This window comes from Micromonospora chaiyaphumensis (genome assembly GCF_900091435.1).
In the GTDB taxonomy this organism is placed as follows: domain Bacteria; phylum Actinomycetota; class Actinomycetes; order Mycobacteriales; family Micromonosporaceae; genus Micromonospora; species Micromonospora chaiyaphumensis.
In genome coordinates this window covers 737,893-758,567 of the sequence record NZ_FMCS01000001.1, presented here as the reverse complement: position 1 = coordinate 758,567, position 20,675 = coordinate 737,893, and the positions used below count along the sequence as shown (strand labels likewise).

Sequence of the window (20,675 nt, the reverse complement as noted above, 5' to 3'; positions counted from 1 at the left end):
GGCTGAATCGGTCAGGCCGGGGCGGGGCCGAGGCTGTCGCGGTGGACGAGGTCGGCGGGGAGGGTCTCCACCCGGTCCCGGCCGCCGGGCGCGTCCAGGGCCAGGGTCATGGCGCGGGCGCCCAGCTCGGCCAGCGGCAGACGCACCGTGGTCAGCGCCGGTGTCACGTCGGCGGCGATCGGCATGTCGTCGAAGCCGACCACGGAGACGTCCGCGGGCACCCGCACGCCGCGGGCGCGCAGCAGGTTCAGCGCGCCGACGCCCATCGAGTCGTTCAACGCGACGATCGCGGTCAGCCCCGGCACGGCGTCCAGCAGCTCCGCGGCGGCGCGGGACCCGCCGTCGCGGGTGAAGTCCGCGTACCGGATCCGCGCCTCGGGCAGCGGCTCGTCCAAGCCGGCGGCGAGCCCGGCGAGCCGGTCGCTCGTGGTGGTGAGGGGGCGCGGGCCGGCGAGCACGCCGATGCTCCGGTGGCCGAGGCGGCGCAGCTCCGCGCCGAGCAGGCGGGCGCCCTCCTCGTTGGCCGGCAGCACGGCGTCGCCCCGGTGCCGGTGCCGGCCGATCACCGCGACCCGGCCGCCGGTGGCCGCGTACGCGGCGAGCCGCTCGTCGAGCAGGGCGTTGACCGTGGGGTCGTGGTAGCCGGAGCCGGCCAGCACGATGGCGGCGACCTGCTGGGCGCGGAGCAGGTCGACGTACTCGACCTCGCGCTCGGGGTCCCGGTAGCTGTTGCAGATGATGACCAGCCGCCCCCGCTCGGTGGCGACCCGTTGCAGCCCCCGGGTCACCTCGGCGAAGTACGGGTCGGACACGTCGTGCACCAGCACACCGACCACGCTGCGCTGCGGCCGGGCCAGCAGCTGGGCGTGCGCGTTCGGCACGTACCGCAGCTCGGCGACGGCCCTCAGCACCCGCTCGCGCAGCTCGTCGGCGACCGGCTTGCTGCTGCCGTTGATGACCCGCGACGCGGTCGCGGGGGAGACGCCCGCCCGGCGGGCGACGTCGGCCAGTGTCGCCATCGGCACCCCCCTCGCACAGCCCGGTGGCCGAGAGGCTACCGCAGCACCGCCGGGAAAGCCGTTCCCTGATCGGCCGAGGCGGCGCTCACCGGGCACGCGCGGTGGGGCGGGAGGTGGTCGCCGTGGTGCGGACGGCCTTGACGATGGCGGGGATGGAGCCGATCAGCAGGACCAGCGCCCAGACGAGCGCCACCACGGCGAACACCACCGCGCCCAGGTCGTCGGTGATGCTGACCAGGATCCCCGGCACGAGCTGGTGCAGGAACTCCAGCACCACCGTGCACAGCAGGGTGGTCAGCGCCAGCAGCACGAGACCCTTGTTCTGCAGGAAGCGCGGCTGGGCGAGCAGCAGCAGCGCCGCCCAGACCAGCTTGAGCAGCAGCACGAGGCCGAGCAGCACGGCGGCGTCCCCGACCGGGAAGAACCCCCACACCGCCAGGTACGCCAGCGTGCCGAACGGCGCGGCCAGGAACAGCGACACCATGACGGTCAGCTCGACGAACGCGATGATGAGCAGGACCAGCGACGCGAGCAGCAGCAGGATCGAGAAGACGAGGGTGGCGACCCCCTGCACCCGGCCCTGGATCCGGTCCGGCACCACGAGGCTCAGGCTGAACAGCCCGGTGGTCCAGAGCGCCACGACGTCGACGAGCGCCAGGTACCCGGTGCCCCGGCCGGACGGCTCGGTCACCGAGCCCACGTCGCCCAGTTCGACGCCGAGCTGCCCGGCGCTGTCCCGCAGCGCGCCGCCGGCGTCCCCGCCGCCGGTGAGCGCCGCCGCACCCACCTCCAGCCCGACGACCAGCGCGATGGCGAGCAGCGCCAGCAGCAGGAGAGGTTTCCGCAGCTCACCCATGGCACGCCTCCCCACCGGCCGGCGCCGGCCGGCCCGGCCTGCGTCCGGTCAGGACCGGGCTACGGTGACCACGCATCCGCCACCTCCCGGGCACCGCAGGGCGACCTCGGTCTCCCCGTCCACCGCCACCTTCGCGACCGCCGTGCCGTCGTCGCCGGGTGCCACCTCGTCGGTGACCGTGACGTCGGCGTCACCCGGCGCCGCGGCGCTCACCACGAACGGCGCCCCGCTGCGCAGCACCAGGCTGCGCAGGCCGCCCGGGTCGGCCACCCGCAGCCGGCAGGCGATGCCGAAGCCGACCACCACACCGTCGGGAGAGGGGCTCGGTTCGGCGGCGGGCGGCAGGCACGCCACGGTCACCGTGGCCGGGTCCACCGTGGCGGCGTCCCCGCCGAACCGGGCCAGCCAGCCGGGCCCGGCGGCCGGGTCGCCCCGGTCGTGCCGGCCGCCGCCGACCGCCACCACGTAGAGCACCACGAGCAGCCCGGCGAGGGCCGCCAGCAGCACCTTCTGCCGCCCGCTCATGGCGCAAGGAGCTGGGTGAACCGGATCTGGTCGACCCCGGCGAAGTACCGGTCGGTGCCCTGCGTCCGGCTCACCGCCACCAGGGTCAGCTTGTGCGGGCCCCGGGCCAGCTCCACGGTGCCCACGTCCACGAAGTCGGTGCGCACCACGGTGGGGGTGAAGCCGAAGAAGGTGTCGCCGACCTGCCGGCCGTCCACGAGCCAGATGGTGTTCGCATAGTCGAACGAGGTGGTGCGCACGGTGGACAGGCGCCAGGTGCCGTCGGTGGGCAGGTCCACCGAGACCGTCACCCGGTCGCCGACGGCCCGGCCCTGGAAGAAGAGCTGGGCGTCGCCGGACCAGACCACCTCGCAGCAGTTCGGCTGGGACACCACCTGCGCGGCCGCCGCGGTGGTCGACTGCACCGTCGCGCCGGGGACCAGCCCCTCCGCCTCCACGGTGACCACCCGGGCCTGCGGCGGGGGCGGCGGATCCCCGCCGCGGGTCACCAGCCAGACCACCACCCCGGCCACCACCAGCACCAGCGCCGCCGCGGCCGCGAGCCACGGCCACGGCGTCCGCTTCGGGGGTACGACCGCCCGCACGTCGTACGTCACCCGGCCGCTGGACCGGGAACTCTCCTCGGGGGCGGTGTTCGCCGAGTACGCGAACCCCGTCATGTCGTAGCGCCGGGGCGGGGTGCCGGGCGGCACGGCGAGCCGGACCAGGAACGACACGGAGCCCTGCCCCGGCACCACCCGCTGCGGCTCGGCCACGGTGAACCAGCCGCGCTGGCTGCCCTCGCCGGGCGCGACGTCGAAGACCACGGTGTCCGGCGCCTCGCCCGGGTTGGAGACGGTGAAGGTCAGCTCGCCGCCGTTGCGGGCGTCCAGCGTGAACTGTTCGGCGGCCGCGACGACGGCCCATTCGGTGGTCATGACGACTCCTCTGACGGCTGGTCCTGGGAAGCGGGGGACGGGTCGGTGGTGACCTCGACCGTGACCGCGGCGGGCTTCTCCGCCTCGACGATGCGGGTCACCAGGGCGAGCCGGTCGGCGGCGGCCGGCGGCACCCGGACCACCACGTGGAACGGCCGGTCGGCCGGCTCCTCCAGCACGAATCCGGTCACCCCGGTGGCCAGTTCCAGCGCGGTGCGCATCCCGTAGGGCGTGCCCCGCCACCGGGCCAGCAGCGCGCCGTGCGCGACCAGGTCCCGCAGCCGCCCGACCGGCAGCGGCAGCGGCGCGTCCGCCCGGGGCGCGGCGACCACGTGGTCCATGGCGACCCACCGGGTCAGGTAGGCCACGAACCCGTCCGGCGTCCGGTACGGCGCGAACAGCGCGTCCACGTCCGCGAGCACGGCCTCGTCCGGGGCGTGCAGCGCCTCCATGACGTCCAGCAGCCCGCCCAGGACGCTGCCCGGGCCGGCGGCCCGCTGGTAGGCGGCCGGCAGCAGCCGCTCAATCGCCGCTCGGCGCATCCTGCCGCACCACCTCGATGTCGTGCTCGCCGGAGCAGAGCAGCCAGGTGCCGGGGACGGTGACCACGTCGGCGGTGGCCTGGTTGGCGCTGGCCGTCCAGTCCTGGGCATCGCCGCTGCGGTACACGCCGCGCTCGCCGCCGGCCAGGACCAGCCGGGCCGCGCCACCCGCACCGGACGGCCCGGTGGCGGCGATGGCGTCGACCGGGACGAACCGCGTCCGGTCGCGCAGCGGCAGCCCGCAGTTGACCGACACCGGCTGCCACTGCGGCTGCGGCGCCAGGGTGTCCAGCCGGACCACCCCACCGCTCTGCGTGGCCGCCAGCGCCAGGGTGCCGCTGAACGCCAGGTCCCGGCAGGTGCCGCCGATCCAGCCGCCGGCCATGGACTGCCACTTCACGTCGGACTCGAACAGCCGGGTGCGGTGGCAGCCCTGCCCGGGCTTCTTCGGGTCGGGCTCACCGGCGCCGCTCCACAGCAGGGTCGCCGGGCCGTCGTACTGGACGGCGAGGACCCGGTTGTCCACGTTGGCCAGGCCCACGTGGGTGAAGGTGCCGGGGCGGCCGGAGGCGGTGGACAGGTAGACCCCGAAACCGGCCTGCGCCGCCACCGCCACGCCGGGCGCGCCGCGCTCGGAGACGAACGACCGGACCGCGTAGAAGCCGCGGTCGGCGTCGGCCGGGTCGACCAGGATCTGCAACGGCACCGCGCCCGGCAGCAGCGACACCTCGTAGAGGCCGGCGTCGGTGGCCAGCAGCAGCGCCCCGGTGCCGTCCCGGTCGATCCAGGCCAGGTCGCGCACGCCGGAGTCCAGGTCGGTCAGCAGCGTCCAGGTCTCGCCGAGGTCGGTGCTCAGCCGGACCCGGGAGCCGCCCGCGTCGCGCGCGGTCACCACGGCCACCGAACCGGCCCGGGGCACCACGCCGGGGCGGACCGGGGCGGGTGCGGGCACCACCCGGACCACGGTCTCATCGTCGAACCGGCCGGCCGGCTCCCAGCCCGCACCGGCGTCGGTGGAGCGGAACAGCACCGGGCCGCGCCCCGCGTACCAGGTGCCGGGCTGGTACTGGTCGACGGCCACGGTCCGCACCTGTGCGTCGGGCGCCTCGTCGACCACGAAGCGGACCGACTCGACGTAGCGCACTCCCGGTTCGGCCTGCTCCAGCATCCGGTACACGTTGGAGGCCCGCAACGGCTCGCCGAACGCCCAGCCGGCCGGATTGAGCGGGGTGGGCAGCGGGCTGAGCGTCTGGTGCAGCCGGTCGTGGATGCGCCGGCGGACCGCGTCCACGTCCTCCTCGCGGCGGACCACCACCCGGGCCCGGACGGAGACCGCCTTGTAGCGCGCCCAGCCGGCCCGTACCGCCGTGCCGAGCGCGCGGCGCCGTTCCAGGTCTGCCTCCACCCGGCGGCGGGCCTCCTCGACCTCGTGCTCGCGCAGCACCGCCACCGGCAGCCGGCCGCCCGGGCGGGCCTGCTCCGGCACGTACGGGACCAGCACCACCTCGACCTCCCCGGGGCGGGCGAAGCTGTAGACCGCCGCCCGGGTGAACGCCCGGGCCCGGGCCACCGCACCGGAGCCGGCAGCGAGGATCTCGTAGTCCCGGGCGGTCACCGCGCGCTGCTGGGCGAAGAACTCGTACGGGCCGCGGGCCAGGGCCGACGCCAGCGACTCCAGGTCCCGGCCACCGGCCGCGGGCGCCGGGTTGTCCACCTTCAGCCCGGGCAGCGGGTCGCGCAGGCTGGTGAGCGTCCCGGCGGCCACGTTCCCGGCCGGCCCGCCGCCGCACCGGTACCAGAGCCGGACCTGCCGGCCGGCCGGCGGCACCGCCGCCACCGTGACCGGGCCGGGCGCCCCCTCGACACCCGGCCCGGCCCCGTCCGCCGGCCGCAGGTCCAGCGCCGGGGCGAAGGTGACCACCCCGGAGGCCCGGTCGACCAGGTAGACCTTGGCCTGCGGGCCGACGCCGGCGAAGCTGTCCACCGGCCGCCAGATCTCGTACGTGCGGCCCTCGTGCTCCCGCGCGGCCGCGCCCAGCTCCACCGAACCGGTGGGCACCTCGACCCCGAGCAGCAGGTCCAGCGCCTCGGTGGTCCGGGCCAGCGGCGCCCGGGCCGCCCGGAACACCTGCCCGGCCTGCCCGGTGCCGGTGCCCAGCAGCTCCGCCTCGACCGGTTCGCAGTGATGGACGCGTACCGTCACCTCGGTCTCGCCGGCGGGCAGCAGGGCCGGCTCGGTGGTCACGAAGACGACGGGCCGGGGGTCGGCGCCGCGGGCGGCGGCCACCCGCGTGCCCACCGGGACGCGGACGGCGCCCCGGTCCGGCCCGGTCCGGGTGAAGCGGACGTCCGCCCAGGCGGCGGCCGGCGGGTGCCGGGTCACCCCGAGCAGGTTCAGGAACGCCACGTACGCCTTCTCCGGCAACTGGTTCAGCCGGTAGATCATCACCTCGGTGAGGTAGGCGAACGCCTCCAGCAGCGCCATGCCCGGGTCGTGCGCGGACAGGTCCGTCCAGTCCGGGCAGGACGCGCGGATCCGTTCCCGCGCCTCGGTGACCAGGTCGAGGAAGGCGCGGTCGTCCAGGTGTGGCACGGGCAGCGTCATGCGGGAGCCTCCTCGCCGGGGTCGTCGTCGACCGGCAGCAGGTCGACGGAGAAGACCAGCTGGCCGGGGGAGAGGCTGGCCCGCACCCGGTAGTCGAGACGGATCACCAGGCGCCACGGGTCGTCCGGGTCCGGCCCGGCGTCCACGTCGAGCACCTCGACCCGGGGCTCCCAGCGCCGGATGGCCTGCCGGACGTAGTGGATGGCCAGGCCGGCCGTGGTGTCGTCGTTGGGCGCGAAGACCAGCCGGTGCAGCCGCGACCCGTAGCCGGGGCGCATCAGCCGCTCGCCCGGCGTCGTGGACAGCAGCAGGAACAGCGCCTGGCGTACCGTCTCGTCGCCCTCGGTCATGGCCAGGCCGCCGGCGGCGGTCAGCGCGAGACCGCCGGTGCGACCCGCGTCGAAGCCGGCGCCGACGAACCGGAAGGCCCTCATGCGTCCGCCCCCAGGAACGTCTGCCGCGGGTCGCGGACGGTGTGGTGGACCAGCCCGGGCGGCGTGCCGTCGGTCAGCCCGTCCAGGTTCGACAGCACCACGCGGTGGCCGTCCACCCGCAGCCAGGCGCTGTAGCCGACGGTCACCTTCAGCGTCTTCGCGCAGGGCTTGATGGTCGGCCCGTAGTTGGGACAGGCCGTGATGTCCCGCCCCTCCGGGTCGGCCTCGACCAGCACCGGCACGCTCCGCACCGTCACCCACTCCTGGGACGGGCGGTTGGCCACCCGCCCGTCGTGGTCGCAGGTGATCAGCGAGTCGCGGTGGATCCAGCGCATCAGCCACCTCCGTGGGCGCGGGCGAGCGTACGGGCCTGGGCGGCGGCGGTCTCGGCGTCCTCGGCCGCCTCCGCCTGCAGGAAGTCGACGGTGCGGGCGCGCACCACCATGGCCCGGCCCGGCGCGGAGAGCACCAGGTCGCCGGCCGCGTGCACGGTGGTCAGCTCGGGGCGCAGCTCGACGAAGCTGCCGCCGTCGGTGGCCAGGCGCAGGGTGCGCCCGTCGTCGTCGATCACGATCGACTGCCCGGTGCCGGTCCGCATCGACCACCGCCGGGACCGCCCCGACACGATCCCCGCGTCGTACGGCTCGACGGCGCCGAACAGCGAGCCGAGGACCACGCCCGAGGCGGGCTCGCCGCCGGGCAGCGCCACCAGCACGGTGTCCTCCGGGTCGGGCAGCGCCACGATGCCCTTGCCCCGCCCGGCGCCCGGGCAGACCACGGCGAGCCAGCCGGCGTCCAGGTCCCCGTAGGCGGGCAGGGTCACCCGGGCCCGGCCCAGCCCGTCCGGGTCGTCCACGTCGGTGACCGTGCCGAGGGTGACCGTGGCCGCGACGGGCGCGGCGGCCGGCGGCGGCCCGGGCGGGACGGTGGAGAAGCGGGTCAGGTGGCCGTTCGCGTCGAGGGTGTGCACCACCTCCGTGAGCACGTACACGCCGGCGACCGGCTCGGGGACGCCGGCCAGGGCGATCCGCCGGCCCGGTCGCAGCGCCGGATCGCCGTCGGCCGTACCCTCGGCCGTGACCAGCGCGGCGACCCGGGCGTCCAGCCCGGCCTGGGCCAGGGCGGCCAGTTCGTCGTCGCTGCGGCCGGGCTGGTCGACGGCGATGCGCACCCCGTCCGCGCCCACCCCGCCCGGGTCCGGCCGCAGCGGGATCCGCCGCCCGGAGCGGGCCTCACCGGCCTCCTGCCGCAGCGGCTCGGCGCGCTGCGGGTGCCAGCCCAGCGCGGCGTACCCACCGCCCGCCCGGTCCAGGTTCTCCGCGATCCGCAGCGCGTGCACGTTGCCGCCGAGGGTGAGCGGGACCGGGTCGCCGTGTCCGTCGAGGGTCAGCAGGCGAAGCCGGTCACCCTCGACGGTCAGGTGCAGGCCGGCCCGGCCGGCGACCTCGCGGAGCAGGTCCAGGTCGGTGTGCCGGTGCTGGAGCAGCCGGTCCAGGCGCGGTCCGTCGGTGTCGGCGTCGACCGTGAGGCCCAGGTCGGCGCAGAGCTCCCCGGCCAGCCCGGCGGCGGTCACCGACTCGAACACCCGCAGTTCCTGCCGCTTGCGCAGCCGGTGCAACGGGTCGTACGCCCGCACCCGCAGCAGCGCCACCCCGTCGCCGGCGTACTCCACCTCGACGGCGGTCACCTCGCCGGTGAACAGGGCGTCGGGCCGGCCGTCCAGGCGCAGGTCGAGGGCGGCGCCGGGGCGTACCGGGGGGTCGAGGGCGGCGGCGCCCGGCGCGGTGGCCAGGGTGAGCTCGCACTGGGTCGGCTGGTCCAGGCGGGCGGCGACCCGCACGGCGCGCAGCCGGCGGGGGTCGGCGAGCGGGGTGCCGTCGATGGTGACGGCGGCGGCCCGGATCACGGCGCACCTCCCGCCGCGATCGGGCCGTCGGCGGGCGGCGGGGCGGCGATGGTGGCGGCGGCCGGCACGGCCAGGGCGGTGCCGGCCGGCACGGTCAGCGGGTCGCTGATCCGGTTGTGCTCGGCCAGCAGCCGCCAGCGCAGCGGCGAGCCGAGCGCGTCGTGGGCGAGCAGGTCGAAGCGGACGCCGGACCAGCCGGGCTCGGCCGCGCCGTCCGCGGCGGCGACCACGGCCGACCCGGGCGGCACGGCCGGGGTGCTCGCCGCGGCCAGCTCCTCCTCGAAGCCCGCGCGGGCCGCATCGGCCGTCTCGGCCACCCGGACCAGCTTGAGCCGCAGCCAGGAGCGGCGCGGGGTGCCGGTGAGGGTGAACGCGTCGAAACGCTCCGCGATCGCCACGATGACGCCGGGCACGTTCCAGGTCTTGCCCCAGACCAGCCGGACCAGCGGGGGCCGCAGCCAGCCGTGCTCGGTGGCGGAGTTCTCCGCCAGCATCCACAGCGGACGGGTGAGCGCGCGGACGTCCTCGGGGCGTGCCGGTGACTCCACGAAGTCGGTGTCGAAGAGCAGGTCCAGCACCAGCTCCGTCCGCCCGCCGCCGGTGAAGACGAGGGGGTCGTCGGCGAGGCCGGCGCCGGTGAGCTGGCCGTCCGGTGCGCCCCTGGGGCGTACGCCGGCCAGCCGGGTCACCTGCACGGTCTCCGGGTTGAGCAGGCAGTCCACCCGGGTGCCGGACTCGTCCACGAGGAAGGCGACGCGCTCCATCAGTCACCCGCCTGTTCCCGGTCGAGCCGCGCCAGCCGGTCGGCGGCGGGGGTGCCGGCCACCGGAGCCCACAGCTCCTGGTCGTCGGGCAGCGCCGGCCAGGGATCCCGCGGCGGCGCGCCGGCCCTCCCGTCGCGGGCCGTGCCGCCGGCGTTTTCCCCCGCCGGTGCCGGCAGCGCCGGCCACGGCCCGGCCGCCGCGCCGGTCCGGTCCGGCCGCCCCGCCCTGCCGTGTGCACGCCCGGGTGCGATCGGATCCGGGTACGCGTGTCGTCGCGCCGGTGACGACGGCTGCACCCGAAGGTCGCCGGCACGGGCCACGGCCGTCCCGCCGGTGCCGACCTCCGGTGCGTCGCCGGATCGTCCGTTCCCGGGGTGGCCGGTGGGCATGTCGGCGAGCGGGACGGCGGAGGCGGGCGCGCCGGCCCAGGACGGTTGACGGGCCCCTCCCGCATCGGCTGCGCTGCCCGGAACGACGCCCCACCGCCGCGGGCCGCTGCCGGACCACCCGCCGGTCTCGCCCGCCGCCGCTGCCGATGGCCTGCCGGACCAGCCCGGCGGCGACCCCGGGAGCGCGTCGATCGCACCGCTCGACGATCCCGCGCGAGCGTCGGTCGGGCCCCGCGACGATCCCGCGCGAGCGTCGGTGGGGCCGCGCGACGACCCTGCGCCGGAGCCGGTCGGGCGGTGTGACGATCCCGCGCGGGAGCCGGTGGCGCCGCTCGTTCCGGGATCACCGGGCAGCCCCCGCCACCTGGCGGTCCGGCCTGACGACCGGTCCGGGGTGAGGGCATCGCCCCACGACCCGCCACGGCCGTCGTCGGCGGACACCGAGCCAGGCCGCACGGGCTGCCGGGCTGCGAAGCGGAAGCCGCCCGGCCCCCACCCGACGTCGGGGGTGGAACGTCGGCCTGCCTCGTCGTGCCGAGCGGATCCATGCTGGGCAGCGTCGCCGCCCGCGGCGGGAGCGCCTCCTCCGACGCCGTCCCCCGAGAAGGATGTCCCCCGGAATCCCTCACCTGTCGACGGCGCGCCGCTCGCGAACGGTCCGATCCCGGTGACCCCGTCACCCGGCCCGGACCGATGCCAGGCCGAGCCGGCACCGGACGTGCCGAAACCGCCCACCCCGCCCGGCCCGCCCGCCGCGTCCCACCCGGACCCGTCCGGCACGCCCGCCCCGCTCCACCCCGAGCCGCCCGACGCGCCCGCCGCGCTCCACCCAGACCCGCTGAAGCCGGCGATCCCGGTCCGCCCGGAACCGCTCCACAACCGGAAGCCCCGGCGCGACCCGGAGCGACCCCCGGCACCCGTGCCGGCCCTCGACCGAGCGAACCCAGCCGACCCCGACCCGAACGCCCCCGGAGCCGCCGGCCGCAACGGCAACCACCCCGCACCCCCACCGCGTCCCCCCACCCCCTCCTCGTCGATCAAGAGGTTTGCGTCGGCGAAGGCGCCGGATCCGACCCAAACTTCTTGATCAACACAGGAGGCGGGGGTGGGGTTGGGGGTGGGGAGGTCGTGGAGGAGGCCGGGGGCGTGGGCCGTCACCAGGCGGAGCCAGTGCTCGGGGGGTTCGCCGGGGCGGCGCGGTGCGGGCTCGGGGGGACGGCCGCCGGAGGGTGCGGCGGGCGGCGGGGTGGTGAGGCGGTCGGCGGTGGCCCGGAGCAGGCGGGCCAGCCGGTCACGCGGTCGTCGGGGCGGCGGCACTGCCGGACTCCAGTTCCAGCCCCTCGTACGCCAGGGTCAGCGCCTCGATGGCGATCTCCTGGGCCAGGGTGTTCAGGTGCGCGCCCCGCCACCGCGTCGGCCACGCGTTGATCATGTTCCAGCGCAGCACCTCGGCGGTGCCGGCCGGGTCGAGCAGCACCACCGAGACGTTGCGCCGGCTCACCGTGCCCTTGGCCGCCGCGTTCACCCAGTCCCACAGCTCGCGCGACGAGGTCAGGCCGAAGTGGAGGGTGACCGGGGCGTACTCGACCTGGCCGGGGACGGCCCGGATCCGCTCGTTGCCGGCCTCCCGGTACGCCAGCGACGGTATCGCCACCTCGAAGCCGCTGACCTCGGTGAAGTGCCCGTTCGTGATGCCGTTGATGAGCAGCTTGAAGTGGTACGCCCGGTAGGGGTCGACGGGCGCGCCCGGCTGCGGGGTGGCCGTGGTGGGCATGTCAGCCTCCGATCGTCTCGGTCTCGGTGCCGCCGGCCCACTGGCTCAGCTTGAACACCACGAACTCCGCGGGCTTGACCACCGCGATGCCGATGTGCGCGACCACCATCCCGGCGTCGCGCACGTCGGCCGGGTTGGTCTCCTCGTCGCACTTGACGAAGAACGCCTCCTCGGGCGTGCGGCCGAGCAGCGCGCCGTCCCGCCACACCCGGGTGAGGAACGCGCCGATGTCCCGCCGGATCGAGCGCCACAGCGTGTAGTCGTTGGGCTCGAACACCATCCACCGGGTGCCGCCCGCGATGGCCTGCTCGATGGCGATGGAGAGCCGCCGCACGTTCAGGTAGCGCCACTCGCTGGCCTCGGCGGCGAGCGTACGGGCGCCCCAGAGGCGGATGCCCTCGCCGGCGAAGAAGCGGATCACGTTGACACCCTTGGGGTTGAGCACGTCGTGCTCGGGCCGGGTCACCCGGTACGCCAGGTCGACCGCCCCGCGCACCGGCTCGTTGGCGGGCGCCTTGTGCACCCCGCGCAGCGCGTCGGTGCGGGCCCAGATCCCGGCCACGTGCCCGCTCGGCGGGGTGAGCACGAGTTCGCCGCTGAGCGGGTCGCGCACCCGGATCCAGGGGAAGTAGTAGGTGGCGAAGTCCGACTGCCGGGGCCGGTCGCCGCCGGGGGAGTCGTCGTCCGGCTTCGGCGTACCCTCGGCGGGTTTGCCGGACGACTTGCCGGGCGTCGCGACCCGGGTGAGCCGGGAGATGTCGGCGACCTCGGGCGGCGGGTCGCAGATGGCGACCATGGTGCGCAGCCGCTCGGCCGTGCTGATGAGCGCCTCGTGCGAGACCGGGTCGTGGTAGCCGGGCGCGGCCAGGATGGAGATCTCGTCGACGGCCTCCAGCAGTTGCAGGCCGCTGCGCTTCCCGCCGGTGCCGGTGAGCTGGCCGCCCTCGCCGACGTTGACCACCCAGCAGCGGGTGCCGCCGTTGTCGAGGAAGCCGAAGACCGCGCGTGCCAGGGGGGTGCTCTCCAGGTTCTCGCCGTCGGCGTAGAGCCGGAGGAACTCCGACCAGCTGTTCACGGCGATGGCCTGGTCGACGTGGGCGGTGCGGTTCGGCGTGAGCCCGACGAAGGCCGCCGTGCTCGTGCCGACCGCGCCGATCGGGCGGGCGCCGCTGGGCACCTCCTCGACGTAGATGCCGGGGGAGAAGTAGGTGGGCATCGGTCCTCCTCGAGGAGTCAGTCAAGGGCGCAGACGACGACGTGGTCGCCGCCGGCGGGGTCCAGCTCGGCGGTGTGGGTGCGGCCCCGGCCGACCAGCCGGATGCGCACCGGCCGGTCCGGGGCGTCGGGGTCGTGCGGGACGCCGACCAGCCGGAACCGGCCGGCGGGGTCGGTCTCGGTGGCCTGGGCGGTGCCGACCAGCTCGACCCGCATGGCGGCGAGCGGCTGCCGTTCCGGCCCGACCACCCGGCCGTCGAGGGTGCGCATGTCGAGCTGCCGCAGCCGCAGCGGCTGCCGCACCGGCGGCGCGGCCGGCGCCGGCCGGTCGATGCGCGCGGGCACGTCGAGCAGCAGCGCGGGCCGGGGCGGCACGCCGAGGGCCCGCCAGAGCGCCGGGTCCCCGGCGGCCAGGACCACCTCGGGCTGGCCGGCCGCCGTGGCGGCGGCGAGCACCCGGTCCAGCGCCGGCAGCGCCGCCGGCCCGCCGCCGCTGACCAGCAGCCGGACCACGAACCGGTACGGCTCGCGTGTTCCGCCGCTGCCCGCGGTCTGCCGGGCCGGCCGCAGCTCCAGCGGCCAGACCGTGAGGCCGCCGTCGGAGTCGTCGCGGGGCGGGCCGACCGGGACGGGGTCACCCGCCGCCCCGGTCAGCCAGGCCGCGAGGTCCGCGACGGCCGCCTCGATCGCGCCGGTCATCGCGGCGGGGTCCCCTGGATCCGGTACGCGATGGCCTCGTTCCAGACGTGCGGGTAGACGCCGATCTCGAAGTAGCGGGTGAACCGGTTGATCGGCGCGTTGCTGTGGTCGTGCCAGAGCAACCACACCGGGGCGATGGTGAACAGCGCGTAGTTGAGGGCGACCAGCGGCAGGTAGAGCGGGCCGAGCAGCCGCGCCTGGAAGACGTGCACGTCCTCGTGCCGCTGGATGCCGGGGCTGGAGCCGGCGCAGACGGTGCCGATGGTCGTGGCGTAGCGGGGCGAGACGCCCTCGACCAGGTTGACCCGCCCGCTGCCCTGCGAGACCACCCGGTCGAGCTGGTGCCCGACGACGAGGTGCAGGGTCAGGTAGAGCGCGCCGGCAACGGTGTTGAGCAGGCTCCAGGTGTGGTCGACCACGAAGAGGAAGATGCCCTTCACGTCGGCGGCGTAGGTGCCGGCGGACGCGACCGCCCAGCCGAACGGTGCGCCGATGAGCAGCCCGACGACCGCGCCGACGAGCAGGCCGATGGTGCCGCCGGCCGCCGCGCCGAGCCCGGCGCCGAGGACGATGTGGACGGCGGCGCTGATGATGCCGAGGACCATGGGGTCACCTCTCTCAGACCCAGGAGCGGATGTAGCGGGGCTCGCGGCCCTGGGCGAGCTGGGTGGGCGACGCGTTCGTCGCCTGCCGGTTGCCCGGGGGGAGCTGGTTGATGCCGAGGGCGGCGGAGAAGATGACCAGCCCGTTGAAGAACGCGATGATCCACTTTTCCGGTCCCGCGTCGTCGGCGAAGGCGGCCGTCAGGTACGACAGGACGAGCGCGAACCCCAGGGCGATCCACTTGCGCGCCTTGTCGCCGCTCGGGCCGATGAGGCCGCCGATGACGTTGGTGGCGAGCAGGGTGGCGGCGCTGGCGCCGGTGAGGCTGCCGAGGGCGGCCCAGGTGAAGAGATCGTTCACGGCGATCCCCCTCTTCGGTTGTGCGGTGGTGCGGTCGGGGTGGGGTGGTGCGGCGGCCCCGGCTGATGCGGTTCCGGGTGCCACCCGGGTGGCGGCGCCGCGCCCGCTCAGGCCGGCCGGTCGGCCGGGGGAGTGGGCGCGGGGGTGGGTGCGGCCGTTGCGGCGGCGGCCGGGCCGCGCGGCCGGCGGAGCAGGAGGACGACGACCACGGCGACCAGCAGCAGCACGACCACCCCGCCGACGACCAGCAACCAGGGGAACCCGCCGCCGGCGGCCGCGGCGGCGGCCGAGGTGACGGAGGCGGACGGCCGAGCCGGCGCCTCGGCCACGGCCCGCAGTTCGGCCGGCTTGGGCTGGTTGGCGACGACCTTCCAGGTCACCGATCGGCCGTTGATGGTGCCGTTGGTGTCGAGCACCCGGCCGGGAAAGGTCACCGAGATCTCGAATGACATCAAGGTCATGAAAGCCTGCTGGTTCCGCGGATCCTGTTCGGCGACCTTTCCGCCGTATTTCTTCGGATCGAGGGGCAGCGAGAAGCGGTAGAGATCGCCGTCGCGGGAAAGATTCACACTCTCGCTGGTGAATTGCGACAGGGGCGTTTTCCGGTACGCGATCTGAATGCCGTAGTGGTTCGGGTCCTGGTACGGCGCCTCGGCGCCGGCGGGCAGGCTGGGGATGTTCTGCCGCAGCTCGGCGAAGGCCGCCGCCACGTCGGGGTTCCGCCGCTTGAGCACGGACTTCTCGGCGGTGAGCAGGAGTTGGCCGGTGACCGTGTCGTCGGCGTCCACGGTCAGCCCCAGGTTGAGTTGCATGCAACCGCTCAGTGCCGCCACCAGGGCGAGACACACCGCGAGGCGCAATGCCCGGCTGCGGCTGAGTCTCGTATTCATGGGCACAGTGTGTGTGATCGCCGTCACGTCCAGCAGTCAGCGATCAGTCACAGGCCTGTCGCCGATCTTACCGGCCCGCTCTCCCATTCGGCCGACCCCGGAATCGCGCGCGATCGATATTATGGAGGATTGTGCCCGCGCAATTTTTCGCTCAGCCCGGCGGTTGCCAGTCGGCGTACCGGGCGGCGGCCCGCAGCGCCACCCGGGACGGGGTCAGGCGGACCGCGCCGTCACGCAGGGCCACCGCCGCCGGGTGGCGCAGCTGCTGGCCGTACCGGGCGGTGCGGGCGGAGGCCCGGGCGACGGCCTGGCTGCGGGGCCGCCGCTGCCGGTCATACGCGGCCAGGGCGCCGGCGAGGTCGGCCCGCCCGCCGGCGCACGCGGCACCGAGCACCACGGCGTCCTCGATGGCCTGCCCCGCGCCCTGCCCGAGGTGCGGTGTCATCGCGTGCGCCGCGTCGCCGAGCAGGGCCACCCGCCCCCGCACGTACGACGGCAGCGGGGTGGCCAGGTGGAACAGGTCGGTCCGGAGCACCGCCTCGGGCGGCGTGGCCGCCAGCAGCGCGGGGATCGGCTCGTGCCAGCCGCCGAAGCGGTCCCGGACGGCCGCCAGCTCGTCCGGCTCGCGCCCGCCCGGCGGGGCGGTCTCGGCCGCGTACCAGTAGAGCCGGCCGTCGCCGAGCGGGACGGTGCCGAACTCCCGGCCCGGCCCCCAGGTGACGGCGGTCGCCACGGGGCCGGTCCAGCGGATCGCCGCCCGCCAGGCCGTCGAGCCGGAGTACGCCGGGCACGGCAGCTCCGGCCAGAGCCGGCGGCGCAGCGCGCTGTGCAGCCCGTCGGCGCCGACCACCAGGTCCGCCCGCAGCGTGGCCGGCGAGCCGTCCCGCCGGTAGGTCACCGCGGGCGCGTCGGCGTCGACGTCGACCACGTCGGCCTCGGTGACCAGTGCCGAGGCCGGCAGGGCGGCGCGGAGCAGCCGGTGCAGCGCGGTGCGGTGGATCCCGAGCGCCGCGGTGCCGAGCGCCCGCTCCAGCGCGGCCCCCTCGATCCGGGACAGCCACCGGCCGTTGCTGGTGCGCAGCCCGCCGGGCGAGTCCGGCACGCCGTGCCGGCGGATCGCCTCGCCCACGCCGAGCGCGTCCAGCCCGCGCAACGCGTTCGCCATGAGGGTCAGGCCGGTGCCCAGCTCGCGCGGCTCGGCGGCGCGCTCCAGCACGGTGACCCCCCACCCGCGGCGGTGCAGGGCCAGTGCCGCGGCGAGCCCGCCGATGCCGGCGCCGACCACGATCGCGTGCGGCTCGCCCATGCCGATCGCCCCTTCTACTTCTGTAGAAGGTCATACTACATCCGTAGAAGAGGCGTGCGGAGGGACCGAGGTGAGTGGACGGGTGGCCCGGGTGGCCCGGCTGGCCGACGCGGCGGTGGAGCTGCTGGCCGAGGGCGGCATGCGGGCCCTGACCCACCGCGCCGTCGACGCGCGGGCCGGGATGCCGCCCGGCACCACCTCGGCGTACCTGCGGACCCGGCAGGCGCTGATCGAGGCCGTGGTCCAGCGCCTGGCCGACCTCGACCGGGCCGACCTGGCCGCGAACGACCTGCCCACCGAGCCGCCGCGCCCGGCCCCGCCGCTCGGGCCGGAGGGGCTCGACCAGCTCGCCGCCGGGGTGGCCGAGGTGCTCGACCGGTGGTTGACCACCGGACGCACCCGCACCCTGGCCCGCTACGCCTGCCTGCTGGAGGCGGTGCACCGGCCCGAGCTGCGCCGGATCCTGGACCACGGCACCGTGCTGCGCGTCCAGGCCCGGGACCTGCTGGCCCGCGCCGGCGCGCCCGACCCGCGCCGGCAGGGCGACCAGTTCGTCGCGTTCGTCGACGGGCTGCTCTTCGACCGCCTGGTCGGCGCCGGGGCGCTCAGTGCGCCGCCGCCCGGCACGCCGGCCAGCCGGGAGGACCTCCGGGCCGGCGTGCGTACGCTGCTGCGGGCCTTCACCGGGGCCTGACGGGCCGGCCGTGACCGCCGCCACCGGTGTGCGGTGGCGCCCGCCGCTGCCGACCGGCGCGACCGGGTCGAGGATGGTGGGCGGGCGCGACAGGGAGGCGGGCGATGGCGGTGTGGAGCGGGATGCGGCTACTCCGGCTCGGCGTGTCCGACTCTAGGCCGCGACCCGGAGCAGCCGTCCGGGAGGCGGCCGGGCGGCTGCGGCGCGGCTGGCTGCCCGTGGTCGAGGCGACCCTGGCGGCCACCGTCGCGTGGGTCCTCGCCACCCGGCTGGTCGGCCACCCGCAGCCGTTCTTCGCCCCGGCCGCCGCGCTGATCGTGCTCGGCCAGGCCCGCGGCCAGCGGATACGCCGGGCCGTCGAGGTGGTGCTCGGCGTCGCGGCCGGCGTGCTCGTCGCCGACCTCGTGGTGCAGGCGCTCGGCCCCCGCACCACCTGGACGGTGCTCACCGTCATCCTGCTCACCGTCGCCCTGGCCGTGGCGATCGGCGCCAGCTCGGTCACCGTGGTGCAGGCGGCCGTGTCGGCGCTCTACCTGGTGGTGGTCTCCCCGCCGACCGAGTCAATGGTGCCGTTCCGGTTCGTCGACGCGCTGATCGGCGGCGCGGTGGCCGTGGTCGCCAGCCAGCTCGTCGACGCCCGCCGGCCGCTCGCCCCGCTGGTCGACGAGTTCCGGCACACCTTCGAGGAGCTGGCCGGGGTGCTCGGCGAGATCGCCGACGCGCTCGACCGGCGCGACGACGCGGCGGCGCTGGCCGCGCTGGAGCGGGCCCGGCACGCCGACGCCGGCGTGGAGCGGCTGCGCGGCGCCGTGCTGGCGGCGGGCGAGGCGCTGCGGCTCAACGTGCGCCGCCGGCGGCACCTGGGCCGGCTGCGCTCGGTGGAGGGCTCGATCCGGCAGATCGACTACGCGGTCCGCAACGTCCGGGTGCTGGCGCGCGCCGCCGTCACCCTGACCCGGGGCCCGGCGCCGGTCCCGGCCGAGCTGGGCGGCGCCGTGCGGACCCTCGCCGAGGCGGTGCGCTCGACCGGCGACGCGCTCGCCGCGGACCTGACCGGGCAGGACGCCGTCGCCGACGCCCACGCCGAGCGGGTCGACGTCGCCGCCCTGGAGGCGGTCCGGGTCGCGGGCCGGCTCTTCACCCCCGGCGAGACCCTGCCGCTCGCCATGATCATCGGGCAGGTCCGGGCCACCGCCATCGACCTGCTGCGCGGCGTACGCGGCGACGACGACGCCACCGTGCTCACCCGGGTCGACGCTGCGGTCACCGGGCCGGAACACTGACCCGGCTCACCCCACCAGCCAGTCCACCGCCCGCTGCCGGATCTCCGCCGGCACCTCGTGCCCGCCGGTGAACTCGGCGTACTCGGCCGGGTAGCCGAGGGAGTGCAGGCGGGGCACCAGCCGCCGGCTGCACACGTCGACGGGCAGCACCCGGTCGTCGGTGCCGTGCGAGACGAACAACCGGGGCCGGCCGTGGGTGACCAGCGGCGCCGCGAAGCCGGGGGAGAAGGCCAGCACCGCGTCGACCAGGTCGCCGTTGGTCAGGCCCAGGGAGAGGGCGTACGAGGCGCCGTCGGAGAAACCGCCGACGGTCACCCCGGCCACCGGGTACGCGCGGAGCGTCCCGGCCAGCAGCGCGTCGATCCGGGCCACGTCCGGGCCGTACCCCTCGGCGATCAGGTCCCAGGTGCTGGCGAGCGCCTGCGGGGCGAGCAGCAGCAGCCGGTGCGCGTCGGCCAGCGGCAGCAGGAGGTCGAGACCCTGCCGGGCCGAGCCGCCCGCGCCGTGCAGCAGCACCACCACGCGGTACGGCCCGGTGCCGCCGATCGGCACGTGCCGTAGCGCGGGCGGCCCGCCCGCCGGGTCGGGGACCTCGGCCGGTCCGGTCGGACCGGGCGCGGTCACGGTGGTGGGACGGGCGGTCAACCGGCCGTGCCGGTAGCCCTCCTCGGGCTGCCGGTGCGGCGGCGCGGGTTCGGTCACCTCGCCCCCCTGTCGTCGGTCGGGTCGGGCGGCGGATACCCGGCTGCCGGCCGCTCAACCACGCGGCCGCCGGTGCTCGGCGCGGCTCAGGCGCTCTCGCGCGCCACCAGGGTCGAGGGGAAGGCGGTCACCGGCGGCACCGGGCGGCCGTCGAGCACCGCGGTCGCCGCCGCGGTGGCGATCCCGGCCACCGGGTGGGTGGCCGTGGTGAGCGCCGGGCTGCTCACGGCCGCGTACGGGATGTCGTCGAACCCGGCCACCGCCACGTCGTGCGGCACCCGCAGCCCGCGCCCCCGCAGCGCGGCGATCACGCCCAGCGCGGTGGCGTCGCTGGCCGCGTAGATCGCGTCGGTGTCCGGCCAGCGGTCCAGCGCCTCCAGCGCCGCCCGGCCGCCCCGCGCGGCCGTGAAGTCGCCGGTGACCAGCCGCACCGGCAGCCCGGCCGCCCGCATGAGCCCCTCGTAGGCGGTCACCGACCGCTCGGCGCAGCTCAGCCAGCGCGGGCCGGTGACCATGGCGATCCGGCGGCGGCCGCCGGCGTGCAGGTGGCGCAGGACCGCGTCGGCGCCCGCGGCGTTGTCCACATCGAAGGAGGGTACGGCCGGCGAGCCGGTGCCGATCGAGACGACCCGCCCGCGCAGCCCCCGGGGGACCGCGTCGAGCACCGGCGCGGTGGTGTTGACCAGCAGCACCCCGCAGACGCTGCGGTCGTCGCCGAGCCGGCGCAGTCCCGCCGGGGCGTCCAGCGGCAGCCATTCCAGGGCGACGCCGACCCCGTGCGGGGCGCACACCCGGGCCGCCGCGCTCACCAGCCGGTCCACGTACGGGTCGTCCAGGACGGTGGCGTCGGTGCCGGAGACCGCCACGACGAGGCGTACCCCGGCGCCGCGGACCAGGGCGCGGGCCGTGACGTTCGGCACGTAGCCGAGGCGGTCGGCGGCGGCGTGCACCCGCTCCCGGGCGTCCACCGAGGCGAACCCGTAGCCGCCGAGCACCCGGGACGCGGTGGCCCGGGAGACCCCGGCCGCCCGGGCCACGTCGTCGAGGGTCGCCGGGCGGGCGGTCGGCGTCTCCATGTCTGGTCCTCTCCGTGCTGGCCGTTCTGTCGGCATCATGCCCGGCCGAGGTGCCCCGGGGTAAGGGGTGGGAGCGTTTGTGGTGGTAGCGCTCTCAGGTGTGCGATGGTCGTCGG

General features: G+C 76.4%; 21 protein-coding genes. 2 read left to right on the top strand and 19 right to left on the bottom strand.

Features of this window, described 5'->3' with window-relative positions:
• Nucleotides 1-11: 11 nt before the first annotated feature.
• From GA0070214_RS03620 to GA0070214_RS03535, 17 genes are all read right to left on the bottom strand, one after another.
• The gene (locus GA0070214_RS03620; protein ID WP_091259864.1) at nt 12-1,019 is read right to left on the bottom strand and encodes a LacI family DNA-binding transcriptional regulator; all 1,008 of its coding nucleotides are present in this window, start codon (nt 1,017-1,019) and stop codon (nt 12-14) included.
• 85 nt (nt 1,020-1,104) lie between these two features.
• Nucleotides 1,105-1,875, bottom strand: coding sequence for a hypothetical protein (locus tag GA0070214_RS03615; RefSeq protein ID WP_091258932.1), 771 nt, complete (start codon nt 1,873-1,875; stop codon nt 1,105-1,107).
• Nucleotides 1,876-1,923: 48 nt separating this feature from the next.
• Nucleotides 1,924-2,400, bottom strand: a complete 477-nt coding sequence (locus GA0070214_RS03610; protein ID WP_091258930.1) for a hypothetical protein — start codon at nt 2,398-2,400, stop codon at nt 1,924-1,926.
• On the bottom strand, nt 2,397-3,317 hold the full coding sequence (locus tag GA0070214_RS03605; RefSeq protein WP_091258928.1) for a carbohydrate-binding protein: 921 nt from the start codon (nt 3,315-3,317) through the stop codon (nt 2,397-2,399). The genes GA0070214_RS03610 and GA0070214_RS03605 overlap by 4 nt, the downstream gene beginning before the upstream one ends.
• Nucleotides 3,314-3,859 (bottom strand): phage tail protein, encoded by a 546-nt coding sequence (locus tag GA0070214_RS03600; RefSeq protein ID WP_091258926.1) that lies wholly within the window; start codon nt 3,857-3,859, stop codon nt 3,314-3,316. The genes GA0070214_RS03605 and GA0070214_RS03600 overlap by 4 nt, the downstream gene beginning before the upstream one ends.
• Nucleotides 3,840-6,464, bottom strand: a complete 2,625-nt coding sequence (locus GA0070214_RS03595) for a putative baseplate assembly protein (RefSeq protein WP_091258924.1) — start codon at nt 6,462-6,464, stop codon at nt 3,840-3,842. Before GA0070214_RS03595 ends, GA0070214_RS03600 begins: the two co-directional genes overlap by 20 nt.
• The gene (locus tag GA0070214_RS03590) at nt 6,461-6,898 is read right to left on the bottom strand and encodes a GPW/gp25 family protein (protein WP_091258923.1); all 438 of its coding nucleotides are present in this window, start codon (nt 6,896-6,898) and stop codon (nt 6,461-6,463) included. Before GA0070214_RS03590 ends, GA0070214_RS03595 begins: the two co-directional genes overlap by 4 nt.
• Entirely contained in the window at nt 6,895-7,233 is a 339-nt protein-coding gene (locus GA0070214_RS03585) for a hypothetical protein (RefSeq protein WP_091258921.1), read from the bottom strand. Before GA0070214_RS03585 ends, GA0070214_RS03590 begins: the two co-directional genes overlap by 4 nt.
• On the bottom strand, nt 7,233-8,804 hold the full coding sequence (locus GA0070214_RS03580; protein WP_091258919.1) for a phage baseplate assembly protein V: 1,572 nt from the start codon (nt 8,802-8,804) through the stop codon (nt 7,233-7,235). Before GA0070214_RS03580 ends, GA0070214_RS03585 begins: the two co-directional genes overlap by 1 nt.
• Nucleotides 8,801-9,568: a CIS tube protein gene (locus GA0070214_RS03575; RefSeq protein WP_244167527.1), complete on the bottom strand. Its 768-nt coding sequence runs from the start codon at nt 9,566-9,568 to the stop codon at nt 8,801-8,803. Before GA0070214_RS03575 ends, GA0070214_RS03580 begins: the two co-directional genes overlap by 4 nt.
• A 1,680-nt stretch (nt 9,569-11,248) precedes the next feature.
• Nucleotides 11,249-11,731 carry a phage tail protein gene (locus tag GA0070214_RS03565; RefSeq protein ID WP_091258915.1) on the bottom strand — a complete coding sequence of 161 codons (483 nt, stop codon included), beginning with the start codon at nt 11,729-11,731 and terminating at the stop codon, nt 11,249-11,251.
• A gap of 1 nt (nt 11,732) precedes the next feature.
• Nucleotides 11,733-12,947, bottom strand: coding sequence for a phage tail sheath family protein (locus tag GA0070214_RS03560; RefSeq protein WP_091258913.1), 1,215 nt, complete (start codon nt 12,945-12,947; stop codon nt 11,733-11,735).
• A 17-nt stretch (nt 12,948-12,964) separates the two neighbouring features.
• Nucleotides 12,965-13,645 (bottom strand): carboxypeptidase regulatory-like domain-containing protein, encoded by a 681-nt coding sequence (locus tag GA0070214_RS03555; protein WP_091258911.1) that lies wholly within the window; start codon nt 13,643-13,645, stop codon nt 12,965-12,967.
• A complete protein-coding gene (locus GA0070214_RS03550; protein WP_091258909.1) occupies nt 13,642-14,250 on the bottom strand; it encodes a glycine zipper family protein in 609 nt (202 codons plus the stop codon). The genes GA0070214_RS03555 and GA0070214_RS03550 overlap by 4 nt, the downstream gene beginning before the upstream one ends.
• A 13-nt stretch (nt 14,251-14,263) precedes the next feature.
• Nucleotides 14,264-14,608, bottom strand: coding sequence for a hypothetical protein (locus GA0070214_RS03545; protein ID WP_091258907.1), 345 nt, complete (start codon nt 14,606-14,608; stop codon nt 14,264-14,266).
• Between the two features lie 107 nt (nt 14,609-14,715).
• Nucleotides 14,716-15,498: an LppM family (lipo)protein gene (locus GA0070214_RS03540; RefSeq protein WP_091258905.1), complete on the bottom strand. Its 783-nt coding sequence runs from the start codon at nt 15,496-15,498 to the stop codon at nt 14,716-14,718.
• 151 nt (nt 15,499-15,649) lie between these two features.
• On the bottom strand, nt 15,650-16,804 hold the full coding sequence (locus GA0070214_RS03535) for an FAD-dependent monooxygenase (protein WP_091258904.1): 1,155 nt from the start codon (nt 16,802-16,804) through the stop codon (nt 15,650-15,652).
• Between the two features lie 70 nt (nt 16,805-16,874).
• Between GA0070214_RS03535 and GA0070214_RS03530 the strand changes: the two genes are divergently transcribed.
• Both GA0070214_RS03530 and GA0070214_RS03525 read left to right on the top strand, forming a co-directional pair.
• Entirely contained in the window at nt 16,875-17,498 is a 624-nt protein-coding gene (locus GA0070214_RS03530; protein WP_244167526.1) for a TetR/AcrR family transcriptional regulator, read from the top strand.
• A gap of 104 nt (nt 17,499-17,602) precedes the next feature.
• The gene (locus tag GA0070214_RS03525) at nt 17,603-18,781 is read left to right on the top strand and encodes an FUSC family protein (RefSeq protein ID WP_244167525.1); all 1,179 of its coding nucleotides are present in this window, start codon (nt 17,603-17,605) and stop codon (nt 18,779-18,781) included.
• Between the two features lie 6 nt (nt 18,782-18,787).
• On the opposite strand, the gene GA0070214_RS03520 is transcribed toward GA0070214_RS03525, so the two are convergent.
• Complete coding sequence (locus GA0070214_RS03520) at nt 18,788-19,483, bottom strand: alpha/beta hydrolase (protein ID WP_208602625.1); 696 nt, start codon at nt 19,481-19,483, stop codon at nt 18,788-18,790.
• An 86-nt stretch (nt 19,484-19,569) separates the two neighbouring features.
• Complete coding sequence (locus GA0070214_RS03515) at nt 19,570-20,559, bottom strand: LacI family DNA-binding transcriptional regulator (RefSeq protein WP_091258903.1); 990 nt, start codon at nt 20,557-20,559, stop codon at nt 19,570-19,572.
• Between the last annotated feature and the right edge of the window lie 116 nt (nt 20,560-20,675).

Excerpts from the sequence above, each read along its gene's own strand:
- GA0070214_RS03620 (WP_091259864.1), bottom strand. The coding sequence starts at position 1,019 with ATGGCGACACTGGCCGACGTCGCCCGCCGGGCGGGCGTCTCCCCCGCG.
- GA0070214_RS03615 (WP_091258932.1), bottom strand. The coding sequence starts at position 1,875 with ATGGGTGAGCTGCGGAAACCTCTCCTGCTGCTGGCGCTGCTCGCCATC.
- GA0070214_RS03610 (WP_091258930.1), bottom strand. The coding sequence starts at position 2,400 with ATGAGCGGGCGGCAGAAGGTGCTGCTGGCGGCCCTCGCCGGGCTGCTC.
- GA0070214_RS03605 (WP_091258928.1), bottom strand. The coding sequence starts at position 3,317 with ATGACCACCGAATGGGCCGTCGTCGCGGCCGCCGAACAGTTCACGCTG.
- GA0070214_RS03600 (WP_091258926.1), bottom strand. The coding sequence starts at position 3,859 with ATGCGCCGAGCGGCGATTGAGCGGCTGCTGCCGGCCGCCTACCAGCGG.
- GA0070214_RS03595 (WP_091258924.1), bottom strand. The coding sequence starts at position 6,464 with ATGACGCTGCCCGTGCCACACCTGGACGACCGCGCCTTCCTCGACCTG.
- GA0070214_RS03590 (WP_091258923.1), bottom strand. The coding sequence starts at position 6,898 with ATGAGGGCCTTCCGGTTCGTCGGCGCCGGCTTCGACGCGGGTCGCACC.
- GA0070214_RS03585 (WP_091258921.1), bottom strand. The coding sequence starts at position 7,233 with ATGCGCTGGATCCACCGCGACTCGCTGATCACCTGCGACCACGACGGG.
- GA0070214_RS03575 (WP_244167527.1), bottom strand. The coding sequence starts at position 9,568 with ATGGAGCGCGTCGCCTTCCTCGTGGACGAGTCCGGCACCCGGGTGGAC.
- GA0070214_RS03565 (WP_091258915.1), bottom strand. The coding sequence starts at position 11,731 with ATGCCCACCACGGCCACCCCGCAGCCGGGCGCGCCCGTCGACCCCTAC.
- GA0070214_RS03560 (WP_091258913.1), bottom strand. The coding sequence starts at position 12,947 with ATGCCCACCTACTTCTCCCCCGGCATCTACGTCGAGGAGGTGCCCAGC.
- GA0070214_RS03555 (WP_091258911.1), bottom strand. The coding sequence starts at position 13,645 with ATGACCGGCGCGATCGAGGCGGCCGTCGCGGACCTCGCGGCCTGGCTG.
- GA0070214_RS03550 (WP_091258909.1), bottom strand. The coding sequence starts at position 14,250 with ATGGTCCTCGGCATCATCAGCGCCGCCGTCCACATCGTCCTCGGCGCC.
- GA0070214_RS03540 (WP_091258905.1), bottom strand. The coding sequence starts at position 15,498 with ATGAATACGAGACTCAGCCGCAGCCGGGCATTGCGCCTCGCGGTGTGT.
- GA0070214_RS03535 (WP_091258904.1), bottom strand. The coding sequence starts at position 16,804 with ATGGGCGAGCCGCACGCGATCGTGGTCGGCGCCGGCATCGGCGGGCTC.
- GA0070214_RS03525 (WP_244167525.1), top strand. The coding sequence starts at position 17,603 with ATGGCGGTGTGGAGCGGGATGCGGCTACTCCGGCTCGGCGTGTCCGAC.
- GA0070214_RS03515 (WP_091258903.1), bottom strand. The coding sequence starts at position 20,559 with ATGGAGACGCCGACCGCCCGCCCGGCGACCCTCGACGACGTGGCCCGG.